We start from the raw sequence: 24,308 nt of genomic DNA, 5'->3' as shown, positions 1-24,308 counted from the left end.
GGGGGGGTGTGCGTGGCGGCCCGCTGCAGCGCGCGGGCGGCCGCGCGCCCCCCCCCCCACGCCCCGGACACCGCATCAGATCGGCGACGGGCTCAGGCAGCGGGGACGGCGGGTCTCCCAGCCGGACGGTGATGTCGTCGATGGTGAGGCGGACGATGCGGCTGGGGTGGGCGTAGAGGAGAACGAGGGTGACGGCGACCCGGGCCCGCAGGGGCAATGAGTGGTCGTCGAGGACCCGGCGGAGGATCGCGAGCCGGCGGTGCTGGTGCAGCGGTTCCGAGTCCTGGGTGATGACCGCTGTCCATCAGCAGGTCACGCAGGTGAGTGACGGTTTCGCCGGCGGCGCGACGGGCCGGGAGGGTTCTGGGTCTCGGTCGGTTTGCTAGAGCCAGTCGCGTCGCTTGAAGACGAAGTACAGGCTTACGCAGACAACGCCCATCAGGGCGATGGCCAGGGGATATCCGAAACTCCAGTGCAGCTCCGGCATGTTCTGGAAGTTCATGCCGTAGACCGTTCCCACGAGTGTGGGTGCAAACAGAATGGCCGCCCACGAAGAGATCTTCTTGATCTCCTCGTTCTGCTCGAAGCCCGCTTCCGCCAGCGCCCGCATCTCCGCGTTCTGCTGCTGCGTCACCAGCGTCGTATTGACCGCCAGAATGTCCGCCAACGCCTGGCGGAAACCGTCCACGCGCTCGCTGGTGTGGGTGACATGGTCGGCCACGTCGCGCAGGTAGCGCTGGAGTTCCTCGTCCGTGCCGTATTTGGCGAAGCCCGCCATCAGGCCGTGCAGCATGCCCACCAGGGGGCGGGTGGCACGCTGGAACTCGACCATTTCGCGGGAGAGTTCGTAGATACGACGGGAGACGGCCGGGTCGCCGCTGAAGACCTCGGTCTCGATCTCGTCAATGTCGTTCTGCACCCCGGCGACCACCGGGGCGTAGCCGTCGACCACCGCGTCGAGGATGGCGTACAGCACCGCCTCGGGCCCCAGTGTCAGCAGTTCGGGGTCGTCCTCCATGCGGCGGCGGACCGCGGAGAGGTCGGGTGCGGCGCCATGGCGGACCGTGATGACGAAGTCGCGGCCGACGAAGACATGGAGTTCGCCGAAGTCGACCTCTTCCTGCGCGTCGAGGTAGCGTGCCGCGCGCAGTACGACGAAGAGCGTCTCGCCGTAACGTTCCAGCTTGGGGCGCTGGTGGGCCTCCATCGCGTCCTCGACCGCCAGCTCGTGGAGGTCGAACTCCTCGGCCAGCGTCAGCAGCTCGGACTCGGTCGGCCGGTGCAGCCCGATCCAGGCCATCCCGCGCGGCTCATCGCGCAGCCGGCGGAAGGTCTCGGCGAGTGAGTCGGGGCTGGCGACACGCCGGCCATCGCGGTAGAGCGCGGCCTGGACGATGCTGCCCTGGTCCTTCCGGACCGGGGCCGGTGCCCCCGGCGCATGATCGGCTGAGCCGCCCGCACCGCCCGAACCGCCTGTCGGCGTGAACCGGCGGCGCCAGGCGTGCTTCCTCGGGGTCGTATCGGGGCGGGCCCTTCGCTCGGACATCCTGGTCACCTCCCGTGATCGCGCGTACCCGGTCGGAGCAGGATATACACGAGCGTCGGATTGCGGACTTTCGCTGTCCGCAATCACCATCGTGGCGTGCCGTGCGCCGGGCCGGGACTCCGCTACGGCCCCGGTGCGCCCGAGGCCGACCGGCATTCGGAAAACCGCTCGCTCCCCGAGGTTCGCGGCCCGAGACTGGTGAGGCCCTGCACATCGGGAAAAGAGCGGGTCTGAGCTGACGTACATCCGGGACACCCTGCCCCGCCGCTTCGCTGACGACCCGTTGGGCGCCGCCGATCGGGCCACGCTCATCGGCGTACTCAACCGCCGCTGACGAGTTCGCTCGGGTGGTTACGATCACGCGGCGGTGTAGGCGAAGCGAGGGGCACGGGTCAGGATATGAGTTTCTTCGGCGAGGGTGAAACCCTCGAACGGTGGCTTTCACGCTCCCGCGCTCTGACGGTCACTTCGGCGCTGTGTTACGTCCCCGCGATGGGCGTTCTCGCCGTCAAAGAGGGCAGGTACTGGGTATTTCTGCTGGGACTCGTCCTACTGTCAATTGCTGCCTACCTGGGAGTACGGGGCTACCGGGAGATCCGTCCGGGGATGGCGTTCATTGGGTTCCTGCTGTGCAGCTTCGCTATGCCGCTGGCTGTGCTGGCAGTGGTTTCACCGGCCTGAGCCGTGCCGTGAACCGCTGCTCCGTACGGGGGAAGGTTCACGCCACCACCCGCACTCGAGTGCGTACGCGAGATGCTCGTACCAGACCAGCGATTGAGTGATTGCAGGCAGGAGAGAGCGCCATGCGGATTCCCATGACCGTCGCCGACTTCCTCGACCGGGCCGAGCTCGGGTTCTCCGGCAGCCCCGGTGTGATCGACGAGCCCGACCAACCGGCACCACCGGTGGCCGACGCGACCTATGGGCAGCTCGGCGTGCGGGTGCGGGCCTGGCAGGCGGGGATGGACGCGATCGGGGTGGGTGAAGGCGAGCGGGTGGCGGTGGTCAGTCACAACTCCGCGCGGTTGCTCGAACTGCTTTTCGCGGTCCCGATGAGCGGGCGGATCTGTGTGCCGGTCAACTTCCGTCTCAAGCCGGACGAGGTCGAGTACATCGTGCGGCAGAGCGGCGCTTCCGTCCTCCTCGTGGATCCGGAGCTGGACGAGGCGCTGTCCGGGGTCAAGGCACAGCACCGCTTCGTGCTCGGCGAGCAGACCGAGACGGAGCTCATGCGGTTCGGGGTGGAGCCGCGCCCCTGGACGCGGCCGGACGAGGATGCCACCGCGACCGTCAACTACACCTCCGGCACCACCGCCCGCCCCAAGGGCGTCCAGCTCACCCACCGCAACATCTGGGTGAACGGGCTGACCTTCGGGCTGCACACCCGCGCCTGGGAACGCGACGTCTATCTGCACACCCTGCCGATGTTCCACTGCAACGGCTGGGGCATGCCGTTCGTGATGGCCGGTCTCGGCGCCAAGCAGGTCGTGCTGCGCAAGGTCGACGGCGGTGAGATCCTGCGGCGCGTCGAAGCCCACGGCGTCACCCTCATGTGCGGCGCGCCCGCGGTGTGGAACGCGGTTCTGGACGCGGCGGCCACGTGGGAGGGGGAGATTCCCGGCCGTGACCGGGTACGCATCATCTGCGCGGGTGCCCCGCCGCCGAGCCGGACCATCCAGCGGGTGGGAGACGAACTGGGCTGGGAGTTCACCCAGATCTACGGCCTGACGGAGACCTCACCGCTGCTCACCTTCAACCGGAGCCGTCCAGCCGACGCCGATCTGCCTGCCGAGGAGCGCGCGCACAAGCTGTCCCGTGCGGGGCTTCCGGCGCTCGGTGTGAAACTACGGGTGTCCGACTCCGGCGAGGTCCTCGCCAGGTCGAACGTGGTGCTCGACGGGTACTGGGACAAGTCCGACGAGACCGAGGCGGCGCTCCAGAACGGCTGGTTCCACACCGGCGACGGCGGCACCATCGACCCGGACGACGGCCATCTGACGATCTCCGACCGGAAGAAGGACGTCATCATCACCGGCGGCGAGAACGTGTCATCGATCGAGGTCGAGGACACCATCTTCAGCCACCCGGCCGTCGCCGAGGTCGCCGTCATCGGTGTGCCCGACGAGAAATGGGGCGAGACCATCAAAGCGCTCGTCGTCCTCGCCGAGGGAGCCACCGCTCAGGAGGCGGACATCATCGCCTACTGCAAGCAGCACATGGCGGGCTACAAGGCACCCACATCGGTCGAGTTCCGCGACGCCATCCCGCGCACCGCCACCGGCAAGATCCAGAAGTTCAAGCTGCGCGAGCCGTACTGGGAAGGCAACGAACGCCAGGTCAACTGAGCGCACCCGCAGTCGAGTTGTGGGCGGAGCACCCTGCCCCGGGAGACGGGTCGCATACCGGCGGTGCGTACAGTGATCCACATGCCCGAACTGCAGCTGCTCCGCCCGGACCATGCCCCCGCGCTCCTCGACTTCGAGCGCGAGAACCGGGCCTACTTCGCCGCTTCCGTCCCGGACCGGGGCGACGACTACTTCCTCGACTTCGAAGAGCGGCATCGCGCCCTGCTCGCCGAACAGCAGGCGGGCGCCTGCTACTTCCATGTACTGGTGGACCCCGAAGGCGACATCCTGGGGCGGCTCAACCTCGTGGACGTGGCGGACGGCGCGGCCGGACTCGGCTACCGGATCGCCAAGCGCGCCGCAGGCCGAGGCCTCGCCACCCGCGCCGTCCAGGAGCTTTGCCAGCGCGCCGCGGGCGAGTACGGGCTGAGCGTGCTGAGGGCCGAGACCACCCTCGACAACCCGGCGTCTCAGGCCGTGCTCACCCGCACCGGATTCACCGTCGTCGGCGAGACCGAGCTCGACGGCCGCCCGGGGCTCTCGTACCTCCGTGATCTCGGCACCGGCTCCCGCACCAGCACCCGCGCAGCCACCGGCAGGCACTGAGCGGCCAGGCGGCTGACCGCTCCCGGTACCGGCAGTGCGCCGCGTGAGCCCATCGACGGCGCCCGTTGTGCCGACCAAGCGAAACGCGAACGCTTCTGCCGGGGATGCCCCGGTACGCGGACTTAGCATGGCGCACCATGGAGCCGCCAGCCCAGCCCTCGCCCGGGCCGACCCGCCCGCCAGCCCCGCCGCCCCCGCCACAGCTCGCGGTGACGCTGCTTGTGGCTGCGGCCGGGGCGCTGGAGACCATCTCCTTCCTCGGCCTGGACCGTGTCTTCGCCGGAGTGATGACCAGCAATCTCGCGCTGCTGGGCATGGCCATCGGCCAGCAGCGGGCCGTGAGCGCGACCGCGGCGGCCCTGGCCCTGGCCGGGTTCGCCGGCGGTGCCGCGGGTGCCGCGTGGTTCACCCGGCACAGTGAGATCTGCGAGGAGCACTGGCATCCACGGGTGGTGTCCTGCCTGGTCGCGACAACGTCCGTCCTTGTCGCCATCGCGGCAGTCTGGGCCGCCTTCGACGGCGCACCGCACGGGATCACCAGAAGCCTGCTCCAGTTCGCGGCGGCGGTCGCCATGGGCATCGAGTCCACCGCCATGGTGGCCGCGGGCCACGCCGCTGCGCCCACCACCTACATGACCGGCACCCTGGCCACCTACATCGTCACAAGTGTCGGATCGCACCGCCGGGACTTCTGGATTCCGGCGCGGTTCGGCGCGCTGATCGTGGGCGCGGCGATCTCGGCGGTGCTGCTGAAGAGCGCACCTGAGTGGGCGGCGGTTCCACCGGTCGTGCTGATGCTCTGCGCTCTGACGGCTGTCCGCAGTCGCCGGTCACGGCTATGACGACGAGGATGACGATGGCGTGACCGGCCCGTTCAGCCGGCCGATGGCGCCTCGTCGTCAGGGAACCGGGTAGGTCCTCGTCGCTCACCTCCTGGGGTCAGGCGTGCGCCGCGTGGCGCGCGTCGTGGGAGTCGGGCAGCCGGAGCTCCGTCAGGTCCAGCCACCGCTGTCCGGTGTCGCCCGGCAGTTGCTCCGCCGCCGCACGAGCCAGTAGTTCGCCCTTGCCGTCGGCACGGGAGCTGCCGAGCAGGAATAGGAACGAGCGGGCCATTCGGTGCTCCAGGATCGGTCGGGGGAGTGACATCGTCGCCCTGGGGTAGGCGATTGAGTTCGGAGCCTCCAACCGCACCCCGCCGACTGGTATTCCGGCAGCATGGGAGAGAGGGCTCCGGGCAGTGAACGAGCACAGCGGGAAGGAACTGGAATGGCGGGGACGGACACCGAGGCGGCCGCGGCGCTGTCGTACACACACGGCACGGGCACCGCTCCGTTGCTCGGTGACACGATCGGGCGCAACCTCGATCGAACGATCGCGCGGTTCCCCGAAAGGGAGGTGCTGGTCGATGTACCGTCCGGGCGGCGCTGGACCTACGCGGAGTTCGGCGCGGACGTGGACGAGCTCGCGCGGGCGCTGCTCGCGCGCGGGGTCGGCCAGGGCGACAGGGTGGGAATCTGGGCGGTGAACTGCCCGGAGTGGGTCCTGGTGCAGTATGCCACCGCCCGCATCGGCGCGATCATGGTGAACATCAACCCCGCCTACCGCGCCCATGAGCTCGAGTACGTACTCAACCAGGCCGGGATCGGCATCCTTGTCGCGTCCCTCGCCCACAAGACGAGCGACTACCGGGCGCTGGTGGAACAGGTCCGGGCCGAGTGCCCGGCGCTGCGGTCCACGCACTACATCGGCGACGAGAGCTGGGCGGAGCTGCTCGCATCCGCCGATGAGACCTCCCGGGACGAACTCAGAGCCAGAGAAGCACAGTTGTCCTGCGACGATCCCATCAACATCCAGTACACCTCAGGCACCACCGGATTCCCCAAGGGTGCCACCCTCTCCCACCACAACATCCTCAACAACGGCTACTTCGTGGGCGAGATGATCGGCTACACCGAACAGGACCGGGTCTGTCTTCCGGTGCCGTTCTACCACTGCTTCGGCATGGTGATGGGAAACATCGGCGCCACCTCGCACGGCGCCTGCATCGTCATCCCCGCACCTTCCTTCGAGCCCGCCGCCACACTCCGAGCCGTCCAGGAAGAGCGCTGCACCTCGCTCTACGGCGTACCGACGATGTTCATCGCGGAACTGAATCTGCCCGACTTCGCGACCTACGACCTCGGATCGCTGCGCACCGGGATCATGGCGGGCTCGCCCTGTCCGGTGGAGGTGATGAAACGCGTGGTCGCCGAGATGAACATGGCTGAGGTGTCGATCTGCTACGGCATGACGGAGACCTCACCCGTTTCCACCCAGACCCGGCGCGACGACGACCTGGAACGCCGCACCGGCACGGTGGGGCGGGCGCTGCCGCATATCGAGGTCAAGGTGGTCGACCCGGCCAGCGGGGTCACACTGCCGCGCGGCGAGGCCGGGGAACTGTGCACCCGGGGCTACAGCGTGATGCTCGGGTACTGGGACGAGCCGGACAGGACCGCCGAGGCGATCGACGCGGGGCGCTGGATGCACACAGGGGACCAGGCGGTCATCCGCGAAGACGGGTACGTCCAGATCGTCGGCCGTATCAAGGACATGATCATTCGCGGTGGCGAGAACGTGTACCCGCGCGAGATCGAGGAGTTCCTCTACGCCCATCCGAAGATCTCCGACGTGCAGGTCGTCGGTGTGGCGGACGAGAGGTACGGCGAGGAGATCCTCGCCGTCGTCATCGCCCGGGACCCGGCGGATCCGCCGACCGTGGACGAGATCACCGGCTTCTGCCGCGAGCAGCTCGCCCACTACAAGATCCCCCGGCGGCTGGAGGTCGTGGACGCCTTCCCGATGACGGTCAGTGGCAAGGTGCGGAAGGTGGAGCTGCGGGAGCGCTTCGGCTGAGCGCTTCCGGCGCGTATGGCGGGCGCAGCGCCGCTCAGGAGTGGGTGGCGCCTGGTGTTGCGTAGGTGAGGAATCCGGTCCAGGCGGTGGGGGAGAGGGCGAGCCGTGGACCGTCCTCGGCGCGCTTGGAGTCGCGGACGTGGATGGTGGTGGGGCAGGTAGCCCGTGCTCCTGACCCTCGCAGTAGGCGAGCCACTCGTTGTTCTGTGTTTCCAACAGGCGCATCGGCCCTGCCATACCGGCATGGTTCTCCCGTACGAGCGGGTGCCGGTGGGGAAGATGGTGCGGGCCGAACTCGACCTGCCGCACTGATCGTTCAGTCGCGGGCGCTCAGGAGGGGCCCGGCGACAGCAGCGCGTCCGCCGGGTCGTTCACCGGCTGCGGTGTGCCGGTGAGGTCCATGACGAACAGCGGGATGCCGAGGTCGTCCGCGCGGGCGCGGGCTTCGGTCGCGTAGCCCGCGAGGGAGAAGGAGATTCCCACCGCCTCCTCGTTCAGCCCGTTCAGCCAGAGGCATTCCACCGCGCTCGGAGTGGCCGGGCGGGTGGTGGGATCGACGTGAACGACCAGGCCGGGGCCGCGCAGGGCGAGACCGGTCGCGTACCAGTCCTTCTGCTGGACGATCTCCTGGAAGCCCAGCCAGCGCAGGTAGAGCGCCGCTGTGGCCACCGCGTCGTCCGCTGTGCGGATCGTGACCGGGCGGAAGGTGGGGCGGGGCGCGGGGGCGGTGTGTGGCACCGGGATGTGTGTGGGCAGCCCTGCCCGGCTGCCGCGCGCCTCGGCCGCCGCCGCCGGCGACCGGACCGGCGGGGGCGCCGGAGGTTCCGGGGGCGCCGGAGGTTTCGAGGGGAGGGGCGGCGCGGCGGAGGGAGGTGCGGGCGGCGCGGCGGGTCTGGGGCGCGAGGTCACCGGGCGTACGGGTATCCGCAGCACCGTCCCGCACGGGCAGCCGAGCTCCGGCTGCGGCCACTGGTCCTGGCGTCCGCAGGCCTGGCAGCGGGCGGTGACCCAGTCCTCGGTCCAGGTGCGGTGGGTGATCGGTTGGGCGGGGGCGCCGCGCAGCAGCGGAGGCGCCACCGGGGCGCCGCACGCGCACGGGTACACGGGCGCGGCGAACGTGTGCGTACGGCGGCAGACCGGGCAGCGAACCGGTACCTGATCTCCCATTCTCCCCGTCCCCCCTCGGGTGGCGCAGTCGTGCCTCGTGCGTGCCCTGCGCACGCCTCGGACGCGCCTCAGGCGTACCTCTGTCGTCTTCGTGACGTCGGTCACGCGTCCTGGGTTCCATCGTCCACCACGCGTCAGTCCTGGGGGAGGGACTTCGGCCATCCGGCGGCTCACCAAGGCCCCGTGCTTGGCCGCATTCCCTTGACGGCCCCGGGTGTGCCGCATACTTTGATTCCGGATAGCAGAAGCTGATTTCCGCATTGTGGAAAAATGCGCGGATTCAATCCGCCAGGCCGAAGCAGGAGCCCCTCATGCCTCGTATGACAGCCGCCCGAGCGGCAGTTGAGATCCTCAAGCGCGAAGGCGTCACGCATGCGTTCGGCGTGCCGGGCGCGGCGATCAACCCCTTCTACAAGGCCCTCCAGGAGGGCGGCGGCATCGATCACACCCTCGCCCGCCATGTGGAAGGCGCCTCGCACATGGCCGAGGGGTACACCCGGACCGCCCCGGGGAACATCGGTGTCTGCGTCGGTACGTCCGGTCCGGCCGGAACCGACATGATCACCGGGCTGTACTCGGCGATCGGTGACTCGATTCCGATCCTGTGCATCACCGGGCAGGCCCCGACGCATGTGATCCACAAGGAGGACTTCCAGGCCGTCGACATCGCCGCCATCGCCGGTCCGGTCACCAAGGCCGCCACGACCGTGCTCGAAGCGGCGCAGGTCCCGGGTGTCTTCCAGCAGGCTTTTCATCTGATGCGCTCCGGCCGACCCGGTCCCGTGCTGATCGATCTGCCCATCGACGTCCAGATGGCCGAGATCGAGTTCGATCCGGAGACGTACGAGCCGCTGCCGGTCTACAAGCCTGCCGCGAGCCGTGCCCAGATCGTGAAGGCGATCTCGTACCTGCTGGAGTCCGAACGGCCCGTGATCGTCGCGGGCGGTGGTGTCATCGGCGCCGACGCCGCCGATCTGCTGGTGGAGTTCGCGGAGATCACCGGCACGCCGGGGATCCCGACCCTGATGGGCTGGGGCGCCATTCCCGACGACCATGAGCTGAACGCCGGGATGGCCGGTCTCCAGACCGCGCACCGCTACGGAAACGCCAACTTCCTGGAGTCCGACTTCGTCCTCGGTATCGGCAACCGCTGGGCCAACCGGCACACCGGCTACAAGCTGGACGTCTACACCCGGGGCCGCACCTTCGTGCACGTGGACATCGAGCCCACCCAGATCGGCAAGATATTCGCCCCCGACTACGGCATCACATCGGACGCCAAGGCGGCCCTGAAGCTGTTCGTCGAAGTCGCCAGGGAGCTGAGGGAGGCGGGCGGCCTGCCCGACCGCACCGCATGGGTCGGCGCCACCCAGGAGCGCAAGGCGACCTTGCAGCGGCGTACGCATTTCGACAACGTGCCGATGAAGCCGCAGCGGGTGTACGAGGAGATGAACAAGGCCTTCGGGCCCGAGACCCGTTACGTCACCACCATCGGGCTCTCCCAGATCGCGGGCGCTCAGATGCTGCACGTGTACCGGCCGCGCCACTGGATCAACTGCGGGCAGGCGGGGCCGCTCGGCTGGACCATCCCGGCCGCGCTGGGTGTCGCCAAGGCCGACCCTGAGGCTCAGGTCGTGGCGCTGTCGGGGGACTACGACTTCCAGTTCATGATCGAGGAGCTGGCGGTCGGGGCGCAGCACCGCATCCCGTACGTCCATGTCCTCGTGAACAACTCGTATCTGGGGCTGATCAGGCAGGCTCAGCTCGGCCTGGACATCGACTTCCAGGTCAACCTGGAGTTCGAGAACATCAACGCGCCGGAGCTCGGCGCCTATGGCGTCGACCATGTGAGGGTGGTCGAGGGGCTGGGCTGCAAGGCCATCCGGGTCAGGGAGCCGGACGAGCTGCTGCCCGCCCTGGAGGAAGCGCGGAAGCTGGCGGCCGAGTACCGGGTGCCGGTCGTGGTGGAGGCGATCCTGGAGCGGGTCACCAACATCGCGATGAGCCACACGGCGGACATCAGTGATGTGTCCGAGTTCGAGGAACTGGCCACGGAGGACTGGCACGCGCCCACCGCGATCAGGCCCCTGAGAGTGTGAGGTGCGGTCGGCAGCCCGGGGCCCTGCGGTGGGTGTGGCCGACATGTGCCCGGGGGAGTACCTGCCGTACGGCAGGCATCCCAACGGCGGGATTCCAGGCGTTGTTTCCGACTTGGCGGTGCCATCCGGTTCTGGCTAGGCTTGAATGCGTGTTACGAGCCCGCTGCCGGGCTGAAGGAATGCGGGTCGGTGGCTGGTTCGATCAGCTGAGTGGCGATCGGCCGGGTTGTGAAGCCCAGTCTCGCGAAACCGTGCCGCTCGCTTCCGGGGCCTACGCCGCGCGCCCAGCGGCAAACGGCGATCGCACCGTCCCCCGCTGCCGTCCATGGCCGGATGGGGCCTCACGTCGCGACCCGTTCGGCGAAGTGGCGGCAGTCCGGTCGGTGCAGTGGTGCGGTCACGGGCGTGAGCGCCGCCCATGGGATGGGCCGGGAGCGTCTGTCGCGGCACCTGCCGCAGCCCTGTCGGGAGAAAGACGGTCCCCATGGACCTCACCACCATCACGGAAGTCATCCGGCGACCGCAGGACCGGCCCGGGACCGACTGGCGCGAAGGCGATGCCTGGCTCGCCGGCGGTACCTGGCTGTTCTCCGTGGAGCAACCCGACCTGCGCAGGCTGATCGACTTGACCGCGCTGGGCTGGGATTCCCTCGTGCCCAGCGGCAAAGGGCTCGAAATAGGTGCGACATGCACCATCCGGGAGCTCCATGCCTTCACCCCGCCCGCCGGCTGGACCGCGGGCGGCCTACTCGCCACAAGCTGCGAGGCGTTCCTGTCCTCGTTCAAGGTGTGGAACTCCGCCACCGTCGGCGGCAACATCTGCATGTCGCTGCCCGCCGGGCCGATGATCACGCTCACGGTCGCGCTGGAGGCGCGGTACGAACTGTGGGCTCCCGACGGGTCCGCGCGCACCGTCGACGCCGTCGACTTCGTGACCGGCGACCACCGGAACATACTCGGTCCCGGAGAGATCCTGCGGCGGGTGCGGATCCCCGCGCGCGCCCTCAGGAAGCGCGCCGCGCACCGTCGTTTCACCCTGACCCGGCTCGGCCGTTCGACCGCGTTCCTCGTCGGTACCCAGACGCCGGGAACCAGCGACCTGACGCTCACGGTCACAGCCGGTACCACGCGGCCTGTGCGGGTCGCCTTCGAAACCATGCCCGACGCCGAGACACTCCAGCAGAGCATGGACGTCATTCCCGCCGACGTCTGGTTCGCCGACCCGAACGGCACTCCCGGCCACCGTCGCCACCTGACCAAGTACTTCGCCGAGGAGATCCGCCACGAACTCATGGGCGGGGGCCTGCCATGACGTACACCGTGAACGGCGCCGGTTTCGAAGAGGAACCCCGCCCGGGCCAGTGCCTGCGCACATTCCTGCGCTCGCTCGGGTACCACGGGGTCAAGAAAGGGTGCGACGCGGGGGACTGCGGGGCGTGCACCGTGTGGCTGGACGGCGACCCGGTGCACAGCTGCATCACCCCCGCCTTCCGCGCGGAAGGCCGTGAGGTGACCACGATCGAGGGCATCGGATCACCCGGCGACCTGCATCCGATGCAGCGGCGGTTCCGCGACGCCCCCGGATTCCAGTGCGGCTTCTGCACCGCCGGGATGATCATGACGGCGGCCACCTTCACCGAGGAGCAGAAGAAGGACCTGCCGCGCGCGTTGAAGGGCAACCTCTGCCGGTGCACCGGCTACCGGGGGATCGAGGACGCCGTGCGGGGCATCGCGGGTGTGGAGCAGGCAAGGCCGGGAAAGGCCGTGGGGACGAGCGTCGGAGCGCCCGCGGCCGACGATGTGGTCACCGGCCGGGCCGAGTTCACGATGGACACCAGTATGGAGGGGATGCTGCACCTCAAGGTGCTGCACTCGCCGCACGCACACGCCCGGATCGTGTCCGTGGACAAGACCGCCGCGCTCGCCGTTCCCGGCGTCCGGCGCGTCTACACGTGGGAAGACGTGCCACGCAGGCGCTTCACCACGGCGATCCACACCGACCATCTGGTCGACCCTGACGACACCTACATCCTCGACGACACGGTCCGTTTCGTCGGACAACGGGTCGTCGCGGTCCTCGCTGAGACGGTCGCCGCGGCGGAAGAGGGCTGCCGAAGGGTCGTCGTCCAGTACGAGGTGCTGCCCGCCGTGTTCGACCCCGAACAGGCGATGGCCGGAGGCGCGCCGCAACTGCACGGCGCGCACGATCCGTTCGTCCGCGACCCCGTCCGCAACATCCTCCTGGAGATCCACGCGCACATCGGCGACGTCGGCGCCGGTTTCGCCGATGCCGACGTGATCCACGAAGGCACCTACTTCTCGCCCCGGGTGCAACACGCGCACCTCGAAACCCACGGCTCCATCGCCTGGATGGAGAACGGTCGGCTCAACGTCCGCACCAGCTCGCAGTCCCCGTCCATCGCGAAAGTCAAGCTCTCGCATCTGTTCGGGCTGCGCCCTGATCAACTCCGCGTGTTCTGCAAGCGCGTCGGCGGCGGTTTCGGCGGAAAGCAGGAGGTGATCTCGGAGGACCTGGCCGCGCTCGCGACCCTGGACACCGGCCGCCCCGTCTGCTTCGAGTACACACGCGAGGAGGAGTTCACCACGGCATCGCCGCGGCACCCGATGAAACTCACGGTCAGGCTCGGCGCGAAGGCGGACGGAACGCTCACGGCGTTCGAGGTCCGCAACGTGTCCAACACGGGGGCGTACGGAAACCACGGTGGCGAGACGCTGTACGCGGGCGGCGCGGCTGTCATGATCTACCGCTGTCCCAACAAGAAGTACGACGCGTACTCCGTCTACACGAACACGGTCCCGAGTGGAGCGCTGCGCGGGTACGGGATGACACAACCGGCCTTCGCCGTGGAATCGGCCATGGACGAACTGGCACGGGCGCTGCACATCGACCCGCTCGCACTGAGACGGCGCAACATCGTGCGTCCGGGCGATCCGCTCGTCGCCATGCACGAGGGCCCGGACGACGTGACGTTCACCGAGGACGGCCTAGCCAAGTGCATCGACCTGGTGGGTGCCGCCCTGGCCCAATCTGCCGGCGAGCCTCACCCCGGCCCCGAATGGCTCGTCGGGACGGGTGTGGCGAGTTCGCTGCATGAGACCGCACCGCCGACCGAGCACATCTCGGAGGCCTGGGTCACACTCGGCGACGACCTCGTCTATGAAGTGGCGGTCGGCACGGTCGAGTTCGGCGAGGGGACGTCGACCGCCCATGTGCAGATCGCGGCAAGTCAACTGGGCACGACGCCGGACCGGATCCGTCTGGTGCAGTCCGACACCGACCGCACGGGCTTCGACACGGGCGCGTTCGCCAGCGCGGGCCTCTTCGTATCGGGGAACGCCGTGTTCCGAGCCTCCGGTGCCGTGCGCGACCGCATCCTCGAATTCGCCGCCGCCCACACGGGTGTCCATGTCGTGATGTGCTCGATGGACGACGAGAGCGTCGTCTGCGGGGAACAACGCGTACCCCTCGCGGTCCTACTCGCCGCCGCCCGAGCCCGCGGAATCAGGTTCACCGCCGCGCGCAAGGCGTACGGCTCGCCCCGGAGCGTCACATCGAACACCCAGGGGTTCCGGATCGCCGTCCACCGGGTGACCGGGGAGATCCGTGTCCTCCGCAGCGTCCAGGCGACCGACGCGGGCGTGGTCATCAACCCGGCGCAGGTCCGCGGGCAGGTGGAAGGCGGTGTCGCCCAGGGAATCGGCTTCGCGTTGACGGAGAACCACCACCTCGACGAGCACGGCGCCGTGGTCAATCCGAACTTCCGCAACTACCGCATCCCGACCTACGCCGACATACCCCGTACCGAAGTGCTCCTGGTGGACTCGACCGACTCCGTCGGGCCCGTGCGGGCGAAGGGGATGGCGGAATGCTGCATCAATCCGGTGGCTCCCGCTCTGGCGAACGCGCTGCACGACGCCACGGGCATCCGCTACCGGGAGCTGCCGCTCACCCCGGAACGCATCTACGGCCGGCTCAACAAGAGCCGGCAAGCCCGGACAGGCCTGAGCAAATGAGCACCGAACGGCTTGAGGACGCCGCAGTCACGGCGATCATCGGCCAGAGGGTTCGGCCCGGCCGGGACCGGGAGTTCGAGAAGTGGCAGGAGGAGGTCAATGCCGCCGCCGCCCGGTATCCGGGATTCCTCGGCACCGAGACTTCGCCTCCCACCGCGCTCCAGCCCGACTGGGTGGTCGTGTACCGGTTCGACTCGATCGCCCATCTGCAGGAGTGGATCAACAGCGCCACCAGGCAGACCCTCCTCGACTCGGGGGGCGCCTTCTTCGACGGCCCGGCGACACAGCAGGTGGTGGGCGGCGGCGCCCAGACCTCGGACGCGCTGGTGACCGTGGTGATCACCCACCATGTCCACCCGGACCACGTGGACGAGTTCCTCGACTGGCAGAGCCGCATGAACCAGGCGAAGAGCCGCTTCGAGGGATTCCGCGGAACCGAGATCTTCCGACCGATCGAGGGGCTGCAGGACGAGTGGACCACGCTGTACCGGTTCGACAGCGCCGAGCACCTCGACACCTGGCTGACCTCGGCCAAGCGGCAGGAGATCCTGGCCGAAGGCGAGAAGTTCGAGGACTACAGGCTGCGCACCATCGACAACTCCTTCGGCAGCTGGTTCGCCTTCAACGAAGACGGCACCGAAGCGCCCCCGCCTTCCGAGACGAAGACCGCCATCGCCGTCTGGGTCGGTCTGTATCCGACCGTGGTGCTGTTGACGTTGGTCCTCTCCCCACTGCATATGCCGTTGTGGATCGGGCTGCTCATCGGCAACCTGCTGTCGAGCTTCATCATGAGCTTCCTCACGATGCCCCACTACGTGAACCCGATGCTCCGGCGGTGGCTGCGGCCCGCTCCTGACGAGCCGAAGGGGAAGACCAACCTCATCGGGCTCGGCATCGTGTCCGCGCTGACCGTGTTCTGGTGCGGCGTCTTCTACCTGGTCACGAAGCAGTTCTGGACGCTTCCCTGATCTCACTGGCCTGATTGACCCCTATGGCCGCCAGCCGGAACCCCGCTTGCCCCGCACCGGCGGTTCCGGGCGGGGCAAGGCTCGACGACAGCCTGCGGACGGATCCCGGCCTCTCGGCCTCGGTGAGTCCACCGTCCTACGCTGCGCGTCTCTCCTCGGGGAAGCGGGGGCGTCGGCTCAGCCCTGGCAGACCCCGCGGGCGTAGTCGTACGTGGCCGTCGCCTGCGCGTACTTCCACTGCGGAGCCAGCAGCTCCGCGTCGAGCTGGGCCGCCGCCGAGGGGCTCTCCACGATGTAGCCGAAGTCCTGGAGCCAGGCCGGGTACAGGTTCTTGGAGCCGATGTAGAAGGCCGAGCCGTCCACGGAGACCAGCTTGTGGTGCTGGGCGTACGGCTTGCCGTCGGCCCAGGTGGCGCTGTCCGCGTTGCGCGCCGAGGCGAGCTGGAGATTGCCGCACATGGCCGCGTTGGCGCTAGCGCCGTCACCGGTGATCCGGGTGAGGCGGCTGCGCAGCACATCGCTGATCTCGCTGAGCGACTTGATCTGCGAGTATCCCCCGCTGCCGACCGCGCCGCGGTTGGCCGGGTCGCTGACGACGATACGGACCTTCACCCCGGAGGCCAGCTTCGCGGCCAGCGCGTCGTACAGCCGGATGTCGTAGCGCGGCAGCGGCGGGCAGGTGGCGTTCATGTCCTGCTGGGCGATCTCGACATGGCTGGTCGCGCTGCTGACCAGCGCGCGCAGGGCGCTCTCCTCCGGGTTGACCGTGTCGTAGTCGCGGTCGGCGTTGGTGCGGTCGGGCAGGCCGACGCCGCACTCGGTGTCGGACGCGGTCGGCAGCTCCGGGCGGAACGCCGACGACGAGTCGCGGTCCCTGATGCCGACACCGAGGCCGCCGACGGCGATCACCGGGACGTCACCGGTCCCGTCCGGCTGCGTGGCGCCGGTCAGCGCGGACATGCAGCCGCCGCCACCCGAGGAGGCGAACCACACTTTGGTGAGGTTGCCCTTGTTGCCGCAGGTCCACGACCAAAGCTGGTCCAGGTAGCGGCCGGCCGAACCCGCCGCCGGGCCGGTGAGGGCGAGGTCCACGTCGGACACCGGGTGGGTGGTGTCGAGGTAGTCGCCCTTCCAGTTGTTGATGCCACCGGTGATCGCGGACCTGCTGTCCACCACCAGCAGCTTGGAGTGGTTCCAGGACAGACCGGTCTTGGAGGTCGTCATCGACGCCACGTTCAGCGTGATGTCGTCGGCGGCGTCGCCGAGCTTGGCGACGAGCTGGTCGCGGTACTTCGACGGCAGCACGTTCAGGTGGTAGAGCGGCGCGGCACCGACCAGGATCCGCACCTTGATCCGGTCGCCCGAACCGCGTTTCGCCGCCGCGCTCCTGAGCCCCGAGGCGATCGCCTCCTGGAAGTCCCCGTCTGGGAAGGGCGCCAGCGTGGATATGTCCACCGTGCGGGTGGCCTGTGCGATGTTCGCCGTCATCTTCGCCAGCAGCCGCTTGGTCCCGGGGCGTTCGGCGCAGGCGGCGTCACCCCAGCAGCCCGGGGTCTGGAGCAGCCAGCCGGAGGGGTCGCCGGCCGGGGCGTCCAGCCGATTGCCCGCGGTGCGCTCCCACACCTGGCCTTCGAGTCCCGGGGACACCTCGCGCAAGGTCCGTTCGATGGCGTCGAGGTGGGGGGTGGACGGTTCGGCGGCGAGCGCCGGGGTGGCGGTGGGGAGCGGCGATACGGTCGCGGCGAGTACCGCCGTGATGGCTGCGAGACGGGTCGAGCGGCGGAGCCGGGCAGAAGCCAAGGTCGCTTCCTTGTCGAGTAGTCAGGATGTCGCTCGCGGCCGCGACGTCCGGCGCGGAGCTTGATCAACTCGACAGAAGTTACCAGTCGGGAACTTTCAGTAACGAATCCGGGGTGCGTGCAAGCGCGCTCCCACGTGCTCGAAAGCACTTGAGAGCGCGCCGACTTGATGGGACCGCGGCGGGGCGTGGGCTTCGCGTCGCCGTCCTTCAGGTCAGGACGGGGACGTGGCGGCCCGTACCACCGCACTGGCTCGCACCCGCCGCGGTCCGGTCCTGGGGTTGTGTTCCTCGCGCTGTGGTTCTCGGGGTTGTGCTCGCTCAGTCCTCGCGCAGGGCGTGGACCGCCGCCTCGACGCGCTTGCCGTAGTCCGGGTCTGCCGCGTGGAAGTGCGCCAGGTTCTTCTCGACCACATCGTCACGGGAGACCTGGGACAGACCACCGGCGATGTTCGCCACCAGGCGCTGCTTCTCCTCCTCCGACATCAACCGGTAGAGCTCGCCCGCCTGGAAGAAGTCGTCGTCCTTGGTGTGCGCCGGGGCGGCGTGGGTGCCCGTCCATCCCGAGACGGCCAGCGGAGCCGACAGTGCGGCGTCCGTCTGGGTCGGTCCGGAGTGGGAGTTGGGCTCGTAGTTCCTGTCGTAGCGGGAGCCGTTGCGGGTGGCCATGAGCCCGTCCCGGCCGTAGTTGTCCGCGGCGCCTGCCGGGCAGCCCTGCGGGGAGTTCACCGGAAGCTGGGTGTGGTTGACCCCGAGGCGGTAGCGGTGCGCGTCCGCGTAGGCGAACAGACGTCCCTGGAGCATCTTGTCCGGCGAAGGGCCGATCCCGGGAACGAAGTTGTTCGGCGAAAAGGCCGCCTGCTCGACCTCGGCGAAGATGTTCTCGGGGTTGCGGTCGAGTACCAGCCGGCCCACCCGCCGCAGCGGGTAGTCGGCGTGCGGCCAGACCTTGGTGAGGTCGAACGGGTTGAAGCGGTAGTCCGCCGCCTCGGCCGCGGGCATGATCTGCACGTACAGGGTCCAGGACGGCTTCACGCCACGCTCGATGGCCTGGAGCAGATCCGTCTGGTGGCTGGCGGGGTCCTGGCCGGCGAGCTCGGTCGCCTGGTCGGAGCTCAGGCAGCGGATGCCCTGGTCGGTCTTGAAGTGGTACTTGACGAAGAAGGCCTCGCCCGCCGCGTTGGTCCACTGGTAGGTGTGCGAACCGTAGCCGTTCATATGGCGGTACGAGGCGGGTATGCCCCGGTCGCCCATCAGCCAGGTGATCTGGTGCGTGGCCTCGGGGGCGTGCGCCCAGAAATCCCATACGTTGTCCGGCTCCTGACGGCCCGTGAACGGGTCGCGCTTCTGGGAGTGGATGAAGTCGGGGAACTTGATGGGGTCCTTGATGAAGAACACCGGGGTGTTGTTGCCGACGAGGTCGTAGTTGCCCTCCGCCGTGTAGAACTTCAGCGCGAAGCCCCGCGGGTCGCGTACCGCGTCCGCGCCCCCGAGCGCGTCGGCGACCGTCGAGAAGCGGATGAACGTGTCGGTGCGCTTGCCCACCTCGGACAGGAAGTCCGCCCTGGTGTACGCGGTGACGTCGTCGGTCACCTCGAAGTGGCCGTAGGCGCCCGAGCCGCGGGCGTGTACGACCCGCTCCGGGATGCGCTCGCGGTTGAAGCGCGCCAGCTTTTCCAGCAGGTGCTGGTCTTGGAGGAGGAGCGGACCACCCGCACCCGCGGTGGCGGAGTTCTGGTTGTCGGCGACCGGAGCACCGGACTCCGTCGTCAGGACGCGCTTCGACATAGTGCGGGGAGTACCTTCCGTGCGGGGGATCGGGAGCTGGCCGGGAGGAGCCCGGGAGCTTCCGATGGCAGTGGGGCGTGGCAGGAGCCTAGATTTGCCCCGGCGGCAGCGTCAACATTTTGTTGAAATCGGGGTGGGTCCGGGCCGTGGTGGCACCTGGGCGCGACAGGACAGTTGTCGGTGCGACCACGGCCCGGAGGCTTGGGAGGACCTGGGCACCTGCCCGGAAAGGGCGGGCCCAGGGGCTCAGGCGGTCTGCTCGCCCGAGAGCCGCTCCACGGCCCGCAGCAGCGCGGAGTGGTCGAGCCCGCCGTCGCCCTGGGCGCGCAGGGACGCGACGAGCTGGGCCACCACCGCGCCGACCGGCAGCGCGGCGCCCACGGTGCGGGCGGCGTCGGTGACGATGCCCATGTCCTTGTGGTGCAGGTCGATGCGGAAGCCCGGCTTGAAGTCCCGGTTCAGGAAGTTGTCCTTCTTGCGGGTCAGCACGGTCGAGCCCGCGAGCCCGCCGTTCAGCACGTCCAGGGCCGCCCGCAGGTCCACGCCCGACTTCTCCAGGAAGACGACCGCCTCGGCGCAGGCCTGGATGTTGACCGCGACCATGAGCTGGTTCGCGGCCTTGACCGTCTGGCCCGAGCCATGCGGGCCGCACAGGACGATCGTCTTGCCCAGTGCCTCCAGAAGCGGCAGTGCCTCATCGAACGCCTCCTGCTCGCCGCCGGCCATGATGGACAGCACCGCCTCGATCGCGCCCGCCTCACCACCCGATACCGGGGCGTCCAGGACGCGGAGACCCTTGCCGGCGGCGGCCTTCGCGAGGTCGATGGAGGTCTGCGGGGTGATCGAGGACATGTCGATCAGCAGCGCGCCCTCGCGGGCGTTCGCGAGGATGCCGTCGGGGCCGTAGCAGACCGCCTCCACCTGAGGGGAGGCCGGGACCATGGTGACGATGACATCCGCGTCGGCGACCGCGTCCGCGATGGAGGACGCCGCCTTGCCGCCGGCCGCGGCGAGACGGTCGAGCTTGTCCTGTTCCAGAGTGAAGCCGGTGACCACGTATCCGGCCTTCAGCAGGTTCTCGGACATGGGCGAACCCATGATGCCGAGGCCGATCCAGGCCACCTTGGGCAGGGGCTTGCGGGGGGAGTCCGTGGGGGTGCTCATGGGGCCTTGCCTTCCTGAAAGCTGCTCTGCGAGGTGGGACAGGAGGATGCCGAAACGAGTGGGCGGTGCCTCAGCGGGCGGCTCGGGCATCGGCCGGGAGCCAGTCGAACGCTCCGGCGCTCGGGCGGTCGCCGGGCTTGTACTCAAGGCCGACCCAGCCGTCGTAACCGGCCGTCCGCAGCTCTTCGAGGTGCCGCGCCAGCGGGAGTGAGCCGGTGCCGGGCGCGCCGCGACCCGGATTGTCCGCGATCTGGACATGGCCGGTCTTGCCCGCGTACGCGGCGATGTCCTCGCTGACGTCCTCGCCGTTCATCGACAGGTGGTAGATGTCTAGCAGGAACTTCGCGTTGCCCAGGCCGGTCGCCGCGTTCACCTTGTCCACGACCTCGATCGCGGACCGGGCGCTCACCAGCGGATAGCGCGGGGACTCGGGCTTGTTGAGGGTCTCGATCAGCAGGATCGCGCCCACCCGGTCGGCCGCGCGGGCGGCCAGGGCCAGGTTTTCCAGCGCCAGTGCGTCCTGGACCGCGGGGTCGGCGCCCTCGATCCGGTTGCCGTAGAGCGCGTTGAGCGCCTTGCAGCCGACCGACTCGGCGAAGTCCGCCGCGACATCGATATTGGCGCGGAAGCGCTCGGACTCCTCGCCCGGTACGGACAGGGCGCCGCGGTCGGGGCCGGGGAGCTTGCCCGCGTAGAAGTTCAGTCCCACCAGCTGCGTGCCCGCGTCCGAGAGGGCCTCGCGCAGACCGTCCAGCTCACTCCGGTCGGGGGTGGGGGTCCCGGTCCAGGGCCACCACAGCTCGACCGCCGTGAAACCGGCTGCCGCTGCCGCTGCCGGGCGCTCCAACAGCGGGTACTCGGTGAAGAGGATCGACAGATTCACATCGAAGCGCTGGTCCGTGACCGCGCCTTCGGGGAAGCGGGCCATAAGGACACGCTCCTTCCGTATAGCGGAAGTTTATTTCTGCTTAATGGAAGACTGCCTCTCGTGGGTGAGGGCTGTCAAGGGCCGCTCGCCATGGGTGCGCCCGGAAGGTGGGCTTAACGTGTGGGCATGCGATTGCGAGTGGAGTTCACGACCGAGCCCTTCGACCTGGATGAGGCGCCGCCTCATGCCCTGGTGGCCCGTGAGGTCATCCAGACGGCCGACCTCGACGCCGTGGACGTCGGGCCGTTCGGCAACACGGCGGAAGGCGGCACGGACGAGGTCCTCATCGCGGTCGGCTCACTGCTCCGCCAGGCCCTGGGTGCTGGTGCGACCCGTGTGTCGCTCCAGGTCAGCGTGATCGCGGAGGAGGGGAGCGAGCTGTGACCGAGCCCATGGAGCGGCCTGAGTCCGTGGAGCGGCCCGAGTCCGTGGATCAGTCCGTGTGCGCGGACCATCCGCTGGCCGTCGCCGTGCAGCCGCTCGTGGACGCCATGGGCGGGCGGATACTCGCGCCGGACCAGGCGGAGCGTGACGACGTCGTGCTGGCATGGGACGGTGCGGAAGTGCTCGCCGTGCGCCTTCCGCAGCTCGCGGAGTCCCTGGATCACATCCTGGCCGCGATGGAGCGCACGCATGGGATGCCGTTGAAGGCGCTCGACCGCAAGGCGAAGCAGTCGGTCGTACGCACTCTCGAGGCGCGCGGCGCCTTCTCCGTGCGCCATGGTGTGGAGACGGTCGCGAGTGCGCTCGGTGTGAGCCGCTTTACCGTCTACAACTACCTGAACAGGGAGAACAGCGCCAAGGGTGAATAGGGCCGACAAAACGGTCCCTGTTTTTCAACAAAGTGTTGACGTGGCGTTGGTGGAAGGCGTTAGCTGTTCGCATCCCGTGAACCCGTCTTACGCACCGCACGGAGGCTCCCGTGTCCCCGACCCCCGTACCGGGCCTCGCCCGGTTCAACACCGCGGCGGACAGCGACGCTGTCGCTGAGCTGCATGAGGTGTGCGCCAGCACCGCCTGGGGGAGAAGCGTGCTGGCCCGGCGCCCCTACGCGGACGCGGAAGCCCTCTATGCCGCCAGCGACGCCGCCATGGCCGACCTGACGGCGGGCGATCTCGCCGAAGCGATGGCCGGGCACCCGCCGATCGGACGGCCGAAGCCCGGGGACCCGACCTCCGCGCGGGAGCAGCGGGGGATGGCAGGGGCCTCCGAAGAGCTCAGGGCCGAGATGCTGGAGCTCAACCTGGACTACCAGGAGAGGTTCGGCCATGTCTTCCTGATCTGCGCCACCGGCCGGACCGGGGAGCAGATGCGGGACGCCGTCCGGGAGCGGATCGGCCACTCGCCCGAGCAGGAGCGGGAGATCGTCCGCATCGAACTGGGCAAGATCAACCGCATTCGGCTCGCCCGCCTCGTATCGCACCCGGAGGAGGAGACCCGATGAGCACCGGTACCAGCGCCGGCACCGACGCCTCAGCGACCCCGCACACCTCGGTGTCCACGCACATCCTGGACACCAGCGTCGGCCGTCCCGCGCAGGGCGTCGCCGTCTCCCTGTCCGCCCGCGCCGGTTCCGGCGCCGCATGGGCGGCGCTCGGGCGGTCGGCCACCGACGCGGACGGACGTTGCAAGGACCTCCCGGCCCTGCCGGATGGCACCACCCATGTACGTCTCGACTTCGGCACCGAGGACTACCTCCTCGGGCAAGGACAGGCACAAGGACAAGCACCAGGTCCGGCCGGAGCCGCAGCCGACCCGCAAGCCGATGTGCAGCAGGACGCCCCCGCGAATCGGGACAGCGGTGCGTTCTTCCCGGAAGTGGCGATCACCTTCGCCGTCAAGCCGGGCGAGCACTACCACGTACCGCTGCTGCTCAATCCGTTCGGCTACTCCGTTTACCGAGGGAGCTAGCAGACAATGACAGACCGATCCCGGCCCGCCCGCCCCGTCCTCCTGGGCCAGAACCAGTACGGCAAGGCGGAGAACCGCGTTGTCAAGATCACCCGCGAGGGCGCCACCCACCACATCAAGGACCTGAACGTCTCCGTCGCCCTGTCCGGCGACATGGACGAGGTCCACTACTCCGGGTCCAACGCCAACGTGCTGCCGACGGACACCACCAAGAACACGGTGTACGCGTTCGCCAAGGAGTACGGCATCGAGTCCGCCGAGCAGTTCGGCATCCACCTCGCCCGCCACTTCGTGACCTCGCAGGACCCGATCCACCGGGCGCGTATCCGCATCGAGGAGTACGCCTGGGAGCGCATCGCGACCTCCGACGCCAACTCCAAGTTCATCGGCGCGGACGAGATCAAGCACTCCTTCGTCCGCAAGGGCCAGGAGACCCGGGTCACCCAGGTCACCTACGACGGCTCGCGGTGGGAGGTGATCTCCGGCCTCAAGGACCTGGTGGTCATGAACTCCACCAACTCGGAGTTCTGGGGCTATGTGAAGGACAAGTACACCACCCTCCAGGAGGCGTACGACCGCATCCTCGCGACCGAGGTCTCCGCCCGCTGGCGCTTCAACTGGAGCGACGACGACGAACGCATGCCAAACTGGGAGAAGTCCTACGCGGCGACCAGGAAGCACATGATCGAAGCCTTCGCCGAGACCTACTCCCTGTCGCTCCAGCAGACCCTCTACCAGATGGGCGCGCGGATCATCGATCACCGCGCGGAGATCGACGAGGTGCGCTTCTCGCTGCCGAACAAGCACCACTTCCTGGTGGATCTGGAGCCGTTCGGCCTCAAGAACGACAACGAGGTCTACTTCGCGGCCGACCGGCCCTACGGGCTGATCGAAGCCACGATCCTGCGGGACGGCGCCGAGGCGCGCATCCCGGAGGACATGACCAACCTGTGAGCGTGTGGTCCGGGCCGGGGCGCCCCCGGGGGGGGCCCCGCCCCGCCCCGGCGTCACACCACGGGTTAGCCCACACCAAACAAAACCGCCCCCGCCCCCCACCC

21 protein-coding genes and 2 pseudogenes are annotated in these 24,308 nt (G+C 68.9%); 14 read left to right on the top strand and 9 right to left on the bottom strand.

What is annotated here, in order from left to right:
• A pseudogene (locus ACFWI9_RS14170) lies at window positions 1-217 on the bottom strand (hypothetical protein); the annotation flags it as partial.
• A 165-nt stretch (window positions 218-382) separates the two neighbouring features.
• Window positions 383-1,546 carry a magnesium and cobalt transport protein CorA gene (locus ACFWI9_RS14165; protein WP_387161768.1) on the bottom strand — a complete coding sequence of 388 codons (1,164 nt, stop codon included), beginning with the start codon at window positions 1,544-1,546 and terminating at the stop codon, window positions 383-385.
• A 399-nt stretch (window positions 1,547-1,945) separates the two neighbouring features.
• Here ACFWI9_RS14165 and ACFWI9_RS14160 point away from each other — a divergent pair, with 399 nt between their 5' ends.
• The 4 genes from ACFWI9_RS14160 to ACFWI9_RS14145 all read left to right on the top strand — a co-directional run bounded on the left by ACFWI9_RS14160 (window position 1,946) and on the right by ACFWI9_RS14145 (window position 5,339).
• Window positions 1,946-2,227 carry a hypothetical protein gene (locus ACFWI9_RS14160; RefSeq protein ID WP_387161766.1) on the top strand — a complete coding sequence of 94 codons (282 nt, stop codon included), beginning with the start codon at window positions 1,946-1,948 and terminating at the stop codon, window positions 2,225-2,227.
• A gap of 122 nt (window positions 2,228-2,349) precedes the next feature.
• Window positions 2,350-3,891: an AMP-binding protein gene (locus ACFWI9_RS14155; RefSeq protein WP_387161765.1), complete on the top strand. Its 1,542-nt coding sequence runs from the start codon at window positions 2,350-2,352 to the stop codon at window positions 3,889-3,891.
• Window positions 3,892-3,972: 81 nt separating this feature from the next.
• On the top strand, window positions 3,973-4,497 hold the full coding sequence (locus ACFWI9_RS14150) for a GNAT family N-acetyltransferase (RefSeq protein ID WP_387161763.1): 525 nt from the start codon (window positions 3,973-3,975) through the stop codon (window positions 4,495-4,497).
• Between the two features lie 137 nt (window positions 4,498-4,634).
• On the top strand, window positions 4,635-5,339 hold the full coding sequence (locus ACFWI9_RS14145; protein WP_387161761.1) for a YoaK family protein: 705 nt from the start codon (window positions 4,635-4,637) through the stop codon (window positions 5,337-5,339).
• Between the two features lie 112 nt (window positions 5,340-5,451).
• Here ACFWI9_RS14145 and ACFWI9_RS14140 read toward each other — a convergent pair.
• Window positions 5,452-5,610, bottom strand: a pseudogene (locus ACFWI9_RS14140) (flavodoxin); the annotation flags it as partial.
• A gap of 153 nt (window positions 5,611-5,763) precedes the next feature.
• Here ACFWI9_RS14140 and ACFWI9_RS14135 point away from each other — a divergent pair.
• Window positions 5,764-7,392, top strand: a complete 1,629-nt coding sequence (locus tag ACFWI9_RS14135; RefSeq protein WP_387161758.1) for an AMP-binding protein — start codon at window positions 5,764-5,766, stop codon at window positions 7,390-7,392.
• A gap of 34 nt (window positions 7,393-7,426) precedes the next feature.
• Here the strand turns inward: ACFWI9_RS14135 and ACFWI9_RS14130 are convergent, their stop codons facing one another.
• Together ACFWI9_RS14130 and ACFWI9_RS14125 are read right to left on the bottom strand one after the other, a co-directional pair.
• Entirely contained in the window at window positions 7,427-7,588 is a 162-nt protein-coding gene (locus ACFWI9_RS14130; RefSeq protein WP_387161757.1) for a DUF397 domain-containing protein, read from the bottom strand.
• A 134-nt stretch (window positions 7,589-7,722) separates the two neighbouring features.
• Window positions 7,723-8,559 (bottom strand): hypothetical protein, encoded by an 837-nt coding sequence (locus ACFWI9_RS14125; protein ID WP_387161756.1) that lies wholly within the window; start codon window positions 8,557-8,559, stop codon window positions 7,723-7,725.
• A 320-nt stretch (window positions 8,560-8,879) separates the two neighbouring features.
• Between ACFWI9_RS14125 and gcl the strand changes: the two genes are divergently transcribed.
• The 4 genes from gcl to ACFWI9_RS14105 all read left to right on the top strand — a co-directional run bounded on the left by gcl (window position 8,880) and on the right by ACFWI9_RS14105 (window position 15,661).
• Window positions 8,880-10,658 (top strand): glyoxylate carboligase, encoded by a 1,779-nt coding sequence (gene gcl, locus ACFWI9_RS14120; RefSeq protein ID WP_387161783.1) that lies wholly within the window; start codon window positions 8,880-8,882, stop codon window positions 10,656-10,658.
• Window positions 10,659-11,142: 484 nt separating this feature from the next.
• Window positions 11,143-11,970: an FAD binding domain-containing protein gene (locus tag ACFWI9_RS14115; protein WP_387161755.1), complete on the top strand. Its 828-nt coding sequence runs from the start codon at window positions 11,143-11,145 to the stop codon at window positions 11,968-11,970.
• Window positions 11,967-14,693, top strand: a complete 2,727-nt coding sequence (locus tag ACFWI9_RS14110; protein ID WP_387161753.1) for a molybdopterin-dependent oxidoreductase — start codon at window positions 11,967-11,969, stop codon at window positions 14,691-14,693. Before ACFWI9_RS14115 ends, ACFWI9_RS14110 begins: the two co-directional genes overlap by 4 nt.
• Window positions 14,690-15,661 (top strand): antibiotic biosynthesis monooxygenase, encoded by a 972-nt coding sequence (locus tag ACFWI9_RS14105; protein WP_387161752.1) that lies wholly within the window; start codon window positions 14,690-14,692, stop codon window positions 15,659-15,661. Before ACFWI9_RS14110 ends, ACFWI9_RS14105 begins: the two co-directional genes overlap by 4 nt.
• Window positions 15,662-15,838: 177 nt before the next feature.
• On the opposite strand, the gene ACFWI9_RS14100 is transcribed toward ACFWI9_RS14105, so the two are convergent.
• From ACFWI9_RS14100 to ACFWI9_RS14085, 4 genes are all read right to left on the bottom strand, one after another.
• Window positions 15,839-17,461, bottom strand: a complete 1,623-nt coding sequence (locus ACFWI9_RS14100; protein WP_387161749.1) for a phospholipase D-like domain-containing protein — start codon at window positions 17,459-17,461, stop codon at window positions 15,839-15,841.
• Between the two features lie 319 nt (window positions 17,462-17,780).
• Entirely contained in the window at window positions 17,781-19,247 is a 1,467-nt protein-coding gene (locus ACFWI9_RS14095) for a catalase (RefSeq protein WP_387161747.1), read from the bottom strand.
• A gap of 246 nt (window positions 19,248-19,493) precedes the next feature.
• Window positions 19,494-20,411, bottom strand: coding sequence for a 2-hydroxy-3-oxopropionate reductase (locus tag ACFWI9_RS14090; protein ID WP_387161745.1), 918 nt, complete (start codon window positions 20,409-20,411; stop codon window positions 19,494-19,496).
• Between the two features lie 70 nt (window positions 20,412-20,481).
• Window positions 20,482-21,339 (bottom strand): TIM barrel protein, encoded by an 858-nt coding sequence (locus ACFWI9_RS14085; protein ID WP_387161743.1) that lies wholly within the window; start codon window positions 21,337-21,339, stop codon window positions 20,482-20,484.
• A 126-nt stretch (window positions 21,340-21,465) separates the two neighbouring features.
• On the opposite strand from ACFWI9_RS14085, the gene ACFWI9_RS14080 reads away from it, so the two are divergent.
• The 5 genes from ACFWI9_RS14080 (at window position 21,466) to pucL (ending at window position 24,204) form a co-directional block, all read left to right on the top strand.
• Window positions 21,466-21,723 (top strand): hypothetical protein, encoded by a 258-nt coding sequence (locus ACFWI9_RS14080; protein ID WP_387161742.1) that lies wholly within the window; start codon window positions 21,466-21,468, stop codon window positions 21,721-21,723.
• A gap of 8 nt (window positions 21,724-21,731) precedes the next feature.
• Window positions 21,732-22,151, top strand: a complete 420-nt coding sequence (locus ACFWI9_RS14075; RefSeq protein ID WP_387161781.1) for a helix-turn-helix domain-containing protein — start codon at window positions 21,732-21,734, stop codon at window positions 22,149-22,151.
• Between the two features lie 110 nt (window positions 22,152-22,261).
• The gene (gene uraD / locus ACFWI9_RS14070; protein WP_387161741.1) at window positions 22,262-22,783 is read left to right on the top strand and encodes a 2-oxo-4-hydroxy-4-carboxy-5-ureidoimidazoline decarboxylase; all 522 of its coding nucleotides are present in this window, start codon (window positions 22,262-22,264) and stop codon (window positions 22,781-22,783) included.
• Window positions 22,780-23,250, top strand: a complete 471-nt coding sequence (locus ACFWI9_RS14065) for a hydroxyisourate hydrolase (RefSeq protein ID WP_387161739.1) — start codon at window positions 22,780-22,782, stop codon at window positions 23,248-23,250. The genes uraD and ACFWI9_RS14065 overlap by 4 nt, the downstream gene beginning before the upstream one ends.
• A 6-nt stretch (window positions 23,251-23,256) precedes the next feature.
• Window positions 23,257-24,204 carry a factor-independent urate hydroxylase gene (gene pucL, locus ACFWI9_RS14060; RefSeq protein WP_387161738.1) on the top strand — a complete coding sequence of 316 codons (948 nt, stop codon included), beginning with the start codon at window positions 23,257-23,259 and terminating at the stop codon, window positions 24,202-24,204.
• Window positions 24,205-24,308: the final 104 nt, after the last annotated feature.

The organism is Streptomyces sp. NPDC127084 (genome assembly GCF_042724175.1).
GTDB lineage: Bacteria > Actinomycetota > Actinomycetes > Streptomycetales > Streptomycetaceae > Streptomyces.
Note: the sequence above shows the minus strand (reverse complement) of the source record. Positions and strands in the feature narration are given on the sequence as shown.